This is a genomic window from Alsobacter sp. R-9, from assembly GCF_054612375.1.
The window spans coordinates 77,902-90,953 of the sequence record NZ_JBTSWJ010000013.1 but is presented as its reverse complement, the minus strand read 5'-3'; the positions used below and the strand labels follow the sequence as shown (position 1 = coordinate 90,953).

11 protein-coding genes are annotated in these 13,052 nt (G+C 68.8%); 4 read left to right on the top strand and 7 right to left on the bottom strand.

Annotation, left to right across the window (positions count from 1 at the left end):
* Positions 1 to 260: 260 nt before the first annotated feature.
* A complete protein-coding gene (locus ACX9GQ_RS19610; RefSeq protein WP_459631276.1) occupies positions 261 to 1,091 on the top strand; it encodes a transglutaminase-like cysteine peptidase in 831 nt (276 codons plus the stop codon).
* Positions 1,092 to 1,094: 3 nt separating this feature from the next.
* On the opposite strand, the gene ACX9GQ_RS19605 is transcribed toward ACX9GQ_RS19610, so the two are convergent.
* From ACX9GQ_RS19605 to ACX9GQ_RS19580, 6 genes are all read right to left on the bottom strand, one after another.
* Positions 1,095 to 1,733 carry a ribbon-helix-helix domain-containing protein gene (locus ACX9GQ_RS19605; protein ID WP_459631275.1) on the bottom strand — a complete coding sequence of 213 codons (639 nt, stop codon included), beginning with the start codon at positions 1,731 to 1,733 and terminating at the stop codon, positions 1,095 to 1,097.
* Position 1,734: 1 nt separating this feature from the next.
* Positions 1,735 to 3,135 carry an HlyD family type I secretion periplasmic adaptor subunit gene (locus ACX9GQ_RS19600; protein ID WP_459631274.1) on the bottom strand — a complete coding sequence of 467 codons (1,401 nt, stop codon included), beginning with the start codon at positions 3,133 to 3,135 and terminating at the stop codon, positions 1,735 to 1,737.
* Positions 3,132 to 4,520, bottom strand: a complete 1,389-nt coding sequence (locus ACX9GQ_RS19595; RefSeq protein WP_459631273.1) for a hypothetical protein — start codon at positions 4,518 to 4,520, stop codon at positions 3,132 to 3,134. The genes ACX9GQ_RS19600 and ACX9GQ_RS19595 overlap by 4 nt, the downstream gene beginning before the upstream one ends.
* A gap of 86 nt (positions 4,521 to 4,606) precedes the next feature.
* A complete protein-coding gene (locus tag ACX9GQ_RS19590) occupies positions 4,607 to 6,784 on the bottom strand; it encodes a type I secretion system permease/ATPase (protein ID WP_459631272.1) in 2,178 nt (725 codons plus the stop codon).
* 7 nt (positions 6,785 to 6,791) lie between these two features.
* Positions 6,792 to 8,237: a TolC family outer membrane protein gene (locus ACX9GQ_RS19585; RefSeq protein ID WP_459631271.1), complete on the bottom strand. Its 1,446-nt coding sequence runs from the start codon at positions 8,235 to 8,237 to the stop codon at positions 6,792 to 6,794.
* 184 nt (positions 8,238 to 8,421) lie between these two features.
* Positions 8,422 to 8,781, bottom strand: coding sequence for a hypothetical protein (locus ACX9GQ_RS19580; RefSeq protein ID WP_459631270.1), 360 nt, complete (start codon positions 8,779 to 8,781; stop codon positions 8,422 to 8,424).
* Positions 8,782 to 9,262: 481 nt separating this feature from the next.
* Here ACX9GQ_RS19580 and ACX9GQ_RS19575 point away from each other — a divergent pair, with 481 nt between their 5' ends.
* Positions 9,263 to 9,709, top strand: a complete 447-nt coding sequence (locus ACX9GQ_RS19575; protein WP_459631269.1) for a response regulator — start codon at positions 9,263 to 9,265, stop codon at positions 9,707 to 9,709.
* Between the two features lie 61 nt (positions 9,710 to 9,770).
* Here ACX9GQ_RS19575 and ACX9GQ_RS19570 read toward each other — a convergent pair whose 3' ends face one another.
* Complete coding sequence (locus tag ACX9GQ_RS19570) at positions 9,771 to 11,306, bottom strand: hypothetical protein (protein WP_459631268.1); 1,536 nt, start codon at positions 11,304 to 11,306, stop codon at positions 9,771 to 9,773.
* Between the two features lie 239 nt (positions 11,307 to 11,545).
* On the opposite strand from ACX9GQ_RS19570, the gene ACX9GQ_RS19565 reads away from it, so the two are divergent.
* On the top strand, positions 11,546 to 12,109 hold the full coding sequence (locus ACX9GQ_RS19565; protein WP_459631267.1) for a 2'-5' RNA ligase family protein: 564 nt from the start codon (positions 11,546 to 11,548) through the stop codon (positions 12,107 to 12,109).
* 190 nt (positions 12,110 to 12,299) lie between these two features.
* Positions 12,300 to 12,812 carry an A24 family peptidase gene (locus ACX9GQ_RS19560; RefSeq protein ID WP_459631266.1) on the top strand — a complete coding sequence of 171 codons (513 nt, stop codon included), beginning with the start codon at positions 12,300 to 12,302 and terminating at the stop codon, positions 12,810 to 12,812.
* Positions 12,813 to 13,052 lie beyond the last annotated feature (240 nt).

Below are 13,052 nucleotides of genomic sequence, written 5' to 3'. Positions count from 1 at the left end.
GTTGAGCAACCCAATTGGAATATTGGGATATGCATCAATGGCTAAAAATGAGCAGATAGTTAACTTAAGAGAATAACTGGATATTTCATCTTTTCGCCGGCGCGTCCTGATCCGGGAGGCACGATGGCCACCAGTGGTGGTCGGTCGCCGGATCGCATCGAATTCCGCCGGTCCTGGAAGGGCTTCGGTTACCGCGTTGCTTCAGCCGGCTGAAAGACGCCGCGGGCGAAGGTTCTGCCGAAAGAGCAGGGCCTGTCGTCATGTCGTCCGCCGCGTACGCGCACCCGGGAACCGCCGCCGCCCTGCGGGCGCTCGTCCTTCTCGTCCTTGGGATGGTCCTGGCGATGGTCCTGGCGATCTGCGGCGCCGGCCGGGTAGGTGCCCAGGACACGGGCCGAGTGCTGCGTGCCGGCCTGCCGGCGGGAGGGGCGGCCTCGACCGCGCGCGATGCCGTGTTCGGCAGCGTCGCCTTCCCCGTTCGCGAGATCGCCGTGTCCCGACGCTTCCGCGCCATCGTCGATGCGGACCCGGCCGGCTTCGTCGCGGGTTGCCTCGCCGAAGAGAGCCGCTGTGCGACGGACGTCCAGCGCCGGCTGCGGCTCCTCGCGCCGCTTCGTGATGCCGACGGGCGCGTCTCGATCCGCATGCTTCGCGAGGTCAACCGGACGGTGAACACCACGATCCGCTATCAGACTGACCCGGTCGCGTGGGGGCAGGATGACTACTGGGCCACTCCGCAGGAGACGGCGACACGGGGCGTGGGCGATTGCGAGGACTTCGCCTTGCTGAAGATGGCGGCGCTGCAGGCCTTCGGGATGGACGCCGCATCGATGACCATCGTGGTCCTCCAGGACCTGCGGCGTGGCATCGGTCACGCCGTCCTGGCGGTCCGCACGGATGGCGTGGAGGAGATCCTCGACAACCTGACGGACGCGGTGAAGCCCGACACGGAGGTTGTCGGCTATCGACCGCTGTTCTCCATCGGATCCGCGGGTGCCTTCGTGCACGGCGTCCGCCGCCCGGTGCCCGTGGCCTCGCTCGACGCCCGCCGCACCGCTCCCTCGCCGGGGTTGCGCGGCAGCCTCAACTGATCCTCAGCCGGGTACGATGTAGCCGACGACGAGATCGGTCCGGGACGGCTGTGCAAGCGTCACGCGCGCCCGGCCTGAGGCGATGGCGGCCGACGTGCGGATGCTGAACCCGCACATCACGACGCGGCCGGGAGGATCGCGAAGCACGTCGATCAGCCGGTCCACCGGGACGTCGAGCGTGAGGCGCGCCTTCGAGACGTCCTCGTCGCTCGCCGCCTGGGCCCGTCCGGTGACGTAGGCCGAGAACTCGGCGTTGTAGGTGACGAGCGCGCGGTTGGCGGAAATCACGAAGCAGGGCAGGGGCGCCGCCAGCGCCGCATGAAGGACCTCCCGCCGCTCCTGTCGCTGCTCGAGCCGGCGCAGCTTCTCGTCGAGCCAGCGGACAGCGTGCACGCGCAACAACGACGAGTCGTTTCCCCCCTCGATCGCCGGTGCGTTCTCGAGGATGTGCCTGACGTGATCGGCGAGCTTGCGGCCCTGCAGCCGCGCCTCCTCCTCGAGCGTGGTCCAGAAGGCCTGCTCGAGCCGGAAGGCCCGGCGCCAGTCTCCCCGCCGCAGCACGCGGAAACGCAGGGACCCCGGCACGTTCGCCGCCGCGGTCTCGCTGCCGTCCGGCGGCTGCATCGCACCGTCGGAGGTCACGTCAGCGCTCCCTCAGGGAGTCCTGGCGTGCCTTGATGATCGGCTTCAGCAGGTAGTCGAGCACGGTCTTCTTGCCCGTGAGGATGTCCACCTGCGCGATCATGCCGGGCATGATCGGGTGGTCCTTGCCCCTGTAGTGGAGCGAGGACTGGTCGGTCTTCACGGTGACGATGTAGAAGGTCTCCCGGGCCTGCTCGTCGTAGACGCTGTCGGCCGAGACGTGCTCCACCACGCCGGCGAGCCCGCCATAGATCGAGAAGTCGTAGGCGGTGATCTTCACCTGCGCGGGCTGGCCGGGCCGCAGGAACGCGATGTCCGCCGGCTTCACCTTCGTCTCGATGAGCAGCGCGTCCTCCAGCGGCACGATGTCCATGACGTGGCCGCCGGCGTTGACGAAGCCACCGACGGTGTTCGTCGTCAGCGTGTTGACGATCCCGTCGACGGGCGAGCGGATGTCCGTGCGCCGCAGCCGCTCCTGCGCACCCTTGGCGGTCTGCCGGATGACCGAATACTCGGCCGACAGCTTGGCGAGTTCGGCCAGCGCGTCCTGCCGGAACTGCAGCCCCGCCTCCTGCACATTGTTCTGGGCCTCGCGAAGCGCCGCCTGCACGCGCGCGATCGTCTCACGGTTCGTCGCCTGCTGGCCCTTCAACTCGACCACCGCGCGCTGGGCGCGCAGCAGCTCGGTCTTCGGGGCGATGTTGCGGTTGGCGAGCGGCGTGATGAGCTCGAGTTCCTTGTCCGCGAGGTCGAGGCTCTCGGCGATCCGGGTGGCGTTCTGCTGCGCCTCGTTGAGCTCGCGCTGGCGCTGCTCCACCCGTTCGGCGAGGGACGACACCTTCTTGCGGTGTGCGTCCCAGCGCGTCGAGAGCAGGTTCGCCTCGTTCGCGCACACGGCCGGCGCCACGGCGCGGATATCCTCCGGGCAGACGTAGCCGGCCTCCGCCCGTCCATCGGCCTCGATCTCCAGACGCGCCACCTGCGCCGCGAGCACGCGCGCCTTCGCTTCCACCTCGCCGAGGTTCGAGGTGTTGATGGTGTTGTCGAGGCGCACCAGGATGTCGCCCTGCTTCACGTGCTGCCCGAGGCGCACGAGGATTTCCTCGACCACGCCCGGCTCGGCGCTCTGGATGGTCTGCGTCTTCTTCGACGGGATGACCTTCCCTTCTCCACGAGTCACCTCGTCCACCTCCGCGAAGGCGGCCCACACCACCAGGAAGGCGAACAGCAGCGCGCCGCCGAGGATGATGATGGTCGAGGAGCGCAACTCCCTGTCGCCGGTGAACCGTCCGGGACGGACCGCGCGACGCCGCGAACCGGCGGCGCCCGCATCGCGCGCGGCGACTTCCGGCCGCGCCGGCGGGGCAGGGGGCGGGGAGGAGGGGGGAACGTGCTTCGTCATGGCAGCCACGGCATCCGCCAAAGGCGCAGGGCGTTTCGCATCATCTCGCGCACGGCCGTGCCCTTCTCGAACGCGACGATGACGCGTCGGCCGTCCTGCAGGCGCATCGGCAGATCGATCCAGGGGCGGGTCATCAGCAGGCGGACGTTCTGCTCGCCGTCCGTCTGCTCGCGCGCCAAAGTCACGCGAAAGACGCCGTCCTGCGTCGTGACCACCCCGAAGAGCGGGATGCCACGGTCCACCCCCGCGTTGCGCAACTCGGGAAGACCCACCCGCGTCACGGCGGCAAGCGGGCCCGTGAACACCACCTCCATGGCAACGGTCGGCGGGGTGCCAGGCTCGCGCAGCGGCCGCAGCGTGACCCGGGCGCGAGAACCGGGACCATCGAGGCTCACCTCCGCCACGAGGGCCGCCGGCGGAGCTTCCGGCGAAGGATCGTCGCCGGGCACCGACGTCCAGAGGACCGTTCCGCCCTCGATGCGCGGGCGATCCGGATCGGCCTCGATCTCCTCGATCAGCCCGGCGCGGTAGGGGCCGGCCGGCAGCCCGGCCTTGACAGCCTCGAACGAGTTCAGCGCGACCGGAGCCGCTTCACCCGGATCCGGGGCCTGGAGCGTGGTGTCATGGACGGAGATCCGGGGCGGCGACAGGAGATCCGCCGCGTAGAGCGGGCGCGGCGCCTTCTGCAGCCTGATCGGGACCGGTTGTCCCGGCCGCGCCGCCGCCTGCGCCGGCATCAGGTTGGGCGAGCGTGTCGAGACCTTCCGCCCGTCGAGGATCGCCGCCACGTCCGACGTGTCGGGCGGCGTCAGCGGCGGCGGCGGCTCCTTCGCGGCCGGTGGAGGCGGCGGGGGGATCGCGGCTGTCGCCTTCGGGGCCGTCGCCGCGGGTGCCGCCGTCGCGGCAGGCGCCGCCCTCGTCGAGGGAGCGGGACGAACGGGCGGCTTCGCGGAGGGACGTGGCGCGGCGGGCGTCGCCGCAGCGGGAGCCGCAGTGTCGGCCGGCAGGGCCGGCGCGGGAAGGGCAGCGGCGGGAAGGGGCTGCGCGCCCGGCGCCTGGCGCGGTGGAGCCGCCGGGGCAGGTGCCACGCCGCGTGAGGGAGGCGATTTCGGCTTCGGCGCCGCCTCTCGACGCACCGGGGCAGGCTTTGCGGCTGGGTTCAGGCCCTCGATCCGCGACGGATCGAGCCCCGGCGCAGGGCGTGCGGTGGCCGGGGGCCGGGCCGGTGCAGCCGGAGCGGGTTCGTCCAGTTTCGGCAGGACAAGGGGGCCCGACTGCGCCCAGCCGTCGAGTGCCGGCACGGCCGCAAGGCCGACCACGACGAACAGTACTGGGCGCAGACGGCGCCGCAGCGTCCCGTGGGGAAACCGCAACGGTTTGGGCATCGTCCGCAGAGGTGGCGCCTCGGGCAGCCCAGTGCAACCCCGCCGCGGTGCGGAGCGGAGGGTGGAGGATGCTGCGCCGCGCGGCGTCATGATCCGCCCGCCGACTGCCGGAGCGATGCAAGCACCGTCTCCTTGGGCCCGTCGGCGACGATCCGGCCGTTGTCGACCACGATCAGCCGGTCGACCAGCTGCAGCATGCTGAAGCGATGGGTGGCGATGATCAGCGTCTGCTCGCGCGGCATCGCGTCCTGCAGGCGCTGCAGGAACAGCCGCTCGGTGGCGAGGTCCATCGCGCTGGACGGCTCGTCGAGGAAGAGGATCTTCGGCCGGATCAGGAAAGCCCGGGCGATGGCCACGGCCTGCCTCTGCCCGGTCGAGAGGTTTCGCCCGCGTTCCCCGGCGGGCATGTCGTAGCCCATCGGGTGCTGCGAGACGAAATCGTCAACGCCGGCCAGCTTGCACGCCTGCACAAGTTCGGCATCGCTCGCCGCAGGCCGAGCGATGAGGACGTTCTCGCGTACGGAGCCGAGGAACAGGTCCGTGTCCTGCGAGACGATGACCACCGACCGGCGCACCTCGTGCGGGTGGTACTGGCGCACGTCGACGCCGTCGACGAGGAGTTCCCCATCGCTCAGCGTGTAGAGCCCGGCGATCAGCCGGCCGAGCGTCGTCTTGCCCGAGCCCACGCGCCCGATGACGCCGATCTTCTCACCCGGTGCGATGCGCAGGTTTACGCCGTCGAGGATCCGGCGGTCCACCCGCGGATATGCGAAGCCGCCGTTGCGAATCTCGATGGCGCCGGCCTCGATGGGCCGGTTCACGAAGTTCTTCTGGCCCACCCGCTCGTCCGGCATCGCCATCAGCCCGTCGAGCGTCGTCATTGCCGAGAAGGCGTGGCGCGCCCGCGTGAGCGTCGTGGCGACCGAGGTGAGCGGGGAAACGGCACGCGACGCGAGCATGACGGTGGCGATGATGGCGCCCGTCGACATCTCTCCCGCCGAGAAGCGGTAGGCGCCCGCCACGACGATCCAGACCGTGACCATCTGCTGGACCAGAAGCGAGAAATAGATGGCGCCGGAGCTGATCGACTTGATCTCCTCCTGCGTCACGGACCCCGTGCGCACCACGTTGTCCCAGCGGCGCAGGAACGCGCCCTCGGCCCGGATGCCCTTGATCGTCTCCAGCGCGCCGACCGCCTCCACCAGCATGGCGTGCCGCAGCGAGCTCTCCGCCTGCGCGGCCGCCATCTTGCGCCCGATCAGGCGCTGCGCGACGAGGCCAGCCCCCACGACCAGCACCATCGCCGCCATCGGGATCAGCACGATCCAGCCGGCGAGCTGGTGGATGACGATGAGGAATACGAACAGGAAGGCGCAGTCGATGAAGACCGTGAGCGTGTTGGCGGTGAAGAACTCGCGGATGAATTCGTACTGCGTCACGCGGTTGACGAACTCGCCGGTCGAAGCCGGGCGGCTCGCCAGGGGCGTGTTCAGGACCTTCTCGAAGATCGCCTCCGAGAGGCGGATGTCGAGCTTCTTGCCGATGGCGTCGAGGAGGGCGGACCGCGCGAGCTTCAGCACGTAATCGAACAGGAGCACGACGGCGAAACCCAGCGCGAGCACCCACAACGTGGTCGTCGCCTTGTTCGGCAGCACCCGGTCGTAGATGTTCATCGTGTAGAGCGGCGCGGCGAGGCCGATGAGGTTGATCATCAGCGCTGCCAGCGCCACCACGCCGAAGCTCGTGCGATAGGCCTTCACCGGCCCCCAGAACCAGTGCTCCCGGTCGATGGCCGTTGCCGGCCGACCGTCGTGGCTCGCGCCGTCGTAGTGCGGCAGCAGCGTGATGCTGGGCCCCGTGTGAAGCCGTTCGAGGTCGGCGACCGCCACCTCCCGCGTACCGCCCGTCTCGGGAACGAACACGCGGCAGGTTTCGCCCGCCGGAGCGTCGACGAGCACGAGGGCGCGTCCCGAGGCCGTGATCAGGATGGCCGGAACGTCGAGGGCGTGGAGATCGGCGATCCGGCGCGATGACACCGCCGCCACCAGCCCGATACGGGCGGCGGCGCGCGGCACAAGATCGACCGTGAGACGGCCCTCGACGAGCGGAAGACCCGCCGTGAGCACGACGTCGGACGAGGGGCGCTCGAAATGACGCGCGACAAACTGCAGGCAGACGAGCAGGCCGTCCGCCGGCTCCGGACCGCGACCCGTGGCGGCGGAGGCCGGGGAGGCCGTCGCCGCCGTGTCGAGGGTCGCGCTCACCCCGGCCTCAGCGCGTGGGCGAGTAGCGCGGATAGGTCTCCGCCTCCGGCGTCGGCGGCACGCCGGCCTTGGCCCGGGCATAGGCGTCCGCCTGCGAGGGAGGCGTCAGGCCGAGCGTCGCAACGAGCTGGCCCGTCGCGGCGGAAAGCCGATACTCGGACAGGACCGACGCATAGCGCGCCGTCTCGGTCAGCACCGACGCATTGAAGCGCGCATTCTGGGCGTCGAGCACGTCGAGCAGCGAGCGCCGGCCCACCTTGAACTGGTCCTGGTAGGCGTTGACGACCCGGGTCGCCTCGCTCGCCTGACGTGCAAGAATGCCGGACAGCTCGTTCTGCTTGCCCCGCCGCTCCCACGAGATCCGGATGACCTCCTCGACCTCGCGGTGCGTCTGGTGAAGCTTGAGCCGCAGTTCGCTCGCCCGGCGAATCTGCTCCTGCTCGTTGGCGCTCTTGATGCCGCCGTCATAGAGGTTCCAGCGCAGCACGGCCCGGCCCTGAAGGTCGTTGGTGTTGCCCTGGATCGTCTCGATGTCGTTGCCGGTGCGGGCGCGGCCCTCGAGGAACAGTTCCGGATAGTAGCGCGACCGGGCCGCCTTCACCTGCGCCTCGCCGGCATCGACGTCCGCTCCGGCTCCGGCGATCTGCGGGTTGTTCAGGCGCGCCTTGCCGATGGCGTCCGCCAGCGACCGGGGAAGGGTGTTGGCAATGGACGGCACGGCGGCGGCGACGCCGATCTGCTGGCCGACCAGCGTGTAGAAGCGGATTTTCGCGCTCGCGAGGTCCTCCTCCGCCTGCTTCTGCTTGGCGATGGCGGCGGTGACGCGCTCGGAGGCCTGGTACTTGTCGGCGTCGGTCAGCGTGCCGGAGCGGACGCCTGCGTCGATGTCGCCGAGGACCCGGCGGTGGAAGGACACGTTCTCGTTGGCGAGGCCGAGGATCCGCTGCTGCAGCAGCACCTCGATGTACTCCCGCGCGATGGCCAGCGCGATGTACTCGGCGCGCTCGAGCACCCGGAACGACGCGCCGTCGACGCGCGAGGCCTGCCGCTCTACCTCGGCCTCACGACCGAATCCGTCGAACAGCTTCTGCGTCACCGTCGCACCGACGTCGGCCGGCTGGAGCAGCTTGTCCTGCGTGCCGACGAGGCGGCGGTTTGCGTTGGAGTAGCGCTGCACCCCGTAGGACGACTCGACATCGAGCCGGGGCAGATAGAGTCCGCGGGCCTGGCGCAGCTCGAACTCGATCGCCTCGCGGTTCATGATCGCCTGGCCGATCGTCGGGTTTGAATCCAGCGCGATCGAGACGGCCTCCCGCAGACCCATGGCGCTGGCGGCACCCGCCGTCCCCAGCACCGCGGCGGAGGCCAGAAGCAGCGCGCGTGCCGAGGCGCCCAGGGACGCCCGCCGCCATGCCCTCTGCCGCACTGCCGCCCGTCGATGGTCCTTCGTCATCACAACCCACTCGGCCCCTGCGCCTTCTGCGCCAGGACCGCTCCCTCGCGACACCACACCACAACCCAATGGCCGACGTCCCCGCAGGAACCCTGCATCGGCCACCACCAAGAAGTCCTTCAATCCAACCCGTGCGGCCCGCTCTTTCGGCCGGACGGTAAAGAAAGCCTGCCGTCCGCCCGCCTCAGCGAACCGCGTTGGTGTAGGCCATCATGCGACCGTAGAAGCAGTCGCACTTGTTGACCCATTCCTCGTTGACTTCGCCGCCGCCGAAATAGCCGATGGCGATGCCGCAGGCGGCCTTGGTCTCCGTGGCCCACACGAAGCGGGGCGACGTGGACGTGACGGTTTGCGGAGCGTTGGCGATCTGGATGGACCGGGAGAAGCGGTCGTTGACCTGCTGCTGCATGTCCCCCGACGACAGGCTCAGAAGGGGCGAGCGAGGCATGATCCCGCAGGCCCGCCGGACCTCTCCCACGTCGGCCGCCAGCGCCGGCGCGGTCGCCAGCAGGGCCAGAGCGAGGACGGATGAACGCACAACCATCTCAAGCGCCTCCAAACAGAAGCGCTACTGGTCCTTCAATTGATCGGCGACGTCAACCGCAGGGTGACACTTCGACGGGTCCCCGGCGGTAGAACGGGCGATCCCGATGACTGTTTCCCTCCGTGTGTGTCATCGAAGCCTCACCCCGCGCTGCGCCGCAGCAAGCGCTTGGTCAACGGAATGTTTCGAAGCTTGGGCATGACCGTCGATTACGCCGCGTGTCGATGCGATATTGAAAATATACTACGTATCCGGCATGTTTATCGTGACGAAGCGGGGCGAAAACATGCAGACGCTCGTGATGATCGGTTCGGGCCAGGCCGCCGCAGGCCTGCACGAGCCTGCACCGTTCGTGGAGGGGGCAAGACCCCGGGTTCCCGGGACGCCTTATCAACGGACGAAAGGCGTGGCGGGGCCGCGTGCGGTCCTTCGACCATCCGAGGCGGCCCTCCCGCCGATCCGCGGCAGCCGCGACGGTGACATGGCGCAACTCTCCGGTTCGCATCCGGACGGATCAGCCGAGGCACGAACCGCTCCCGCGCCCTCGCGCCGCCCTCAGGTCCTGCTGGTGGAGGACGAGGCGCTGCTGCGCGAGACGACCCAGGAGGGGCTCGAGGAGGAGGGCTTCGCGGTGATCGCGGCGCCCGACGGCGAGGCGGCGCTGGGCCTCATGCGCCAGTACGGCAAGGACATCGACTGGCTCTTCACCGACATCCGGCTGCCCGGAACGCTCGGCGGCTGGCACGTCGCCTTCGAGTTCCGCTTCCTCCACCCCCTGCGCCCGGTGCTCTACGCCACCGCCTACGCCGATGACCTCCCCCCGATGGTGTCGGGCAGCGTTGTCCTGCGGAAGCCCTACGTCCTGTCGGAGGTGGTGGAGGCGCTGCAACGGCTGGACGAGGCGTTGGGAAGCGCCGCCGGTCGCTGAGGACCCCGCGGCCGCGACGTCGAGGTGCAACGGCAGCCTGCCTTGGCGCCGCCGGCTTCGGTCAGCGCGGCGCCCTTGTGCTGGACACGACGCGATACACCGAGAACCAAGGGGTCTGGCGAACAAGTGAGAGTTGCGGGATCAGGGGCGCGATGGCTGGCTCCCCGACGACGAACGCGAAATCGAAATCGTCCGTCCACGTGCCGATGTTTTCGGGCGTTCCCACAGGCGGGGTTCCGATCGCGATGGCCCGCAGGAGGGCCATAGGCACGAGCCCGCTGTCGGTCGCATCGAGGCGGCGCACGGTGTCGGTGAGGCCGATTGGTTGCTTTCCGACCGTCGTGAAGAGTTGTGGAACGAAAGCTCCTCCATATCCCACGGCCAATGTCGGGGCATGGAAGAGCGGGTAGTCCCTCATCCGGTCCACGGGCGGATCGCCCAGCGGCAGTTCAGTGGCTGCGATGATCCGGGAATGTGGCGGGAGAGCCCTGGCCGCGTCGACGAAGGCTCGATAGATCGGCTGGTAACTGAGGGAGACGGACTGGGACCACAAGCAACTGAGCACGGCCATCGCGATCCCAACCGAGGGGATCACACGGCCCGCGCGATCTTCCGGAAGGCTGACGTTGGTGAACGCCGGCAGGATCGCCATCGCGCCCACGAGGACGCGCGTGTCCACGTAGGCTGTGCCGACGAGCATGAACGGCATCAGAAGATAGAGGCCGGCAAAGCCCGCCGCGAGCAGTCGGCCCGACTGGGTGAACTGCAGATGGCTCCTGCGAGCCAGATACTGGATCACTCCGACGGCGATCACCCAGTACGCAGCGCCCATGTTCGAGGAGTAGCCGTTGAACGCAACAAAGAAGTTGCGGATCTTGGCGGCTGCTGACCACTCGGTTCCCCCGGTTCCGACTGCTCCGCCCATCGTCTTCAGCAGGATGTAAAGGACGACGACGGGGACCGATAACTGAACGAGCCGCAGGGCGAGCGCGATCCGCCCGTTTCGATCGCTGGCGGCTCGCCACACTTCGTGCACACCCAGCGTGAAGCCGTAAAGCCCAAGCGCCATCATGTGTGACGCGAACAGCGCCGAGACGACGATCGAATGGATCAAGAACCGCGGGACAATGGGCCCGTCCTGCATCGCGATCCAGGCGGCCATCCCCCACAGGGCGATGCCGAACGCGAGCTGGAAGTTGAGGAAACCGAACGCGAACGGTCCGGACCACAACACGATCGCCGCGACTGGGCCGCCAAGGACGATTCTCCCTTTGACGGCGTACTCGAGCGCCATGATCCCGGTGCCGACCGCGATCTGGCTTGCTGCGAGAAAGATGCGCATGGCCGTCTCGACGTCGACGAGGCGGGCGAGGAGCGGAACGAGCAGGTCGAGAGCCAGATTGGGGTAGAATGCCCACCTCAGGACATAGAAGGGCGACGTCTCGCCGTGCGAGAGCGCTACGATGAGTTTCATCCGGGCGAGGTGATTGGGATAGTCGACCATCGCCGGGATCTCGACGGTCGCCGACGGCAGCAGCGCCAGCAGGGGAAGGCATGCGAGAAAGAGGCCGGCACGGCCAGGCCGGTCAGTTGCCAAGGGCCGAACCCCTGCCTTCCATCGTGCCGCAGAGTTCCCGCTGGCCGGCACGGTCCAGCACCGATGAGGGTTCGAGAAATCCCGCCACGCGTCGCCTGCAACTGCCAGGGCCCCTGGTGCCTCGGATACCATGAGCCGGTAAAGGAAGCGCCTCCACTGTGCCTGCCGGGGCTCGGCTAACGTGCGGAGGCGCCGTGCCCGGGTTGCAGGAAGCGGCAGAATCCCCGCAGAACGGCCCAATGACTGCCGATCCTTTCTATCATTCGCCCGCTGACGCGACGGAGGGTGCACCCCTCATCCTGACGGCGTTGATCGAGGACCATGCGCAGCGCCGCCTCGATGCGCTGCGGCGCGCTCACTACCCCGCGGATCGCAACCGGGTTCCGGCCCACCTCACGCTGTTCCACAAGCTGCCGGCGGATTGGCTGGAGCGGGTCGACGAACACCTCGAGGAGCGTTGCTGGAGCCTCGATCCGCTTGCCGGCCGCGCGATCGGCTTGCGCTTTACGGGCCACGGCGTGGCCGTCGACGTCGACGCGCCGGCCCTTGTCAGGTTGCGAGCGGAACTGGGCATGGCGTGGCGCTCGGTCCTCAGCCCGCAGGACCGCCAGCGTTTCGTCCCTCATGTCACGATCCAGAACAAGGTGACGCCTGCCAAGGCCCGACGGACTCTCCAGGGACTGGAGGCCGTCTTCGAACCCTTCGCCTGCGGCATCGAGGGCCTCGCCCTGTGGCGCTACCGGGGCGGTCCGTGGGAGCCCGTCGCAAGCTATCCGTTCGGAGGCGGGCCGTCCCAGCGGTGAGCGAGGCGAGGGCGGGCGCGCCTCCACAGGCGAGGATCATCGGGCGGCGACAGCGTCGCGGCACGCAACTGCATGAAGCGGATGCAGCCCGGCGCCGAGGCGAAGCGCGCCATTAAGGGTTTCGGTGGTTCAATCGGAGGGTGAAGAGGCGCCGCACTGCAAGGCGCGGGCAATCCAGCGACCGGACGCAATGAGCCTTCTCGACGTGGTGTTGATGGCCTTTCCGGCCCTGATGGCCTACGCGGCCGCCAGCGATCTCCTGACGATGACGATCCCCAACCGGATCACCATCGCGCTGGCCGTGCTGTTTTTTCTGCTGGCCCCAATCGCCGGGCTCGGTTGGGAGCAGATCGGCTGGCACGCTGCGGTCGGGGCAGGGGCCCTCGTGATCGGCATTGCCGTCTTCGCATTCGGATGGATGGGCGGCGGCGACGCCAAGCTCATGGCGGCCACGGCGCTCTGGTTCGGACCGACCATGGCGCTCGTGAACTACTTCGTCTGCTTCGCGATCGTCGGCGGTGGCCTTGGACTGGCTCTCCTGACGTTCCGGCGCTGGCCGCTCCCGGCTTTCGCGCTGGGGTGGGGCTGGCTTGCCCGCCTGCACGAGAAATCCACCGGCGTCCCCTATGGCATCGCGCTCGCGGCAGGCGCGTTGGCCTTCTACACCGAGAGCCCGATCTGGATGGCGCACCTTGGTCAATGAGACCAGCAGGGGACGGCCGCGCGACGCGCCGACCGCGGACAGGGCGTCGGTTGAACCCCCGACCTGAGGGCTCAGAGGGTGACGGCAAACGATCGGCGCCATTCGATCCTTGTTGAGACCATGCCGGAGCCACGGGGCAGCCTTCAGGCTGGCAGGTCTGGCGGATGCCCCTGAGCTTGATCTGTGCTTGTCCAGCCAAGGTCCGCGCCAACGCTGTGTAACGCACGAATTAACTCAACT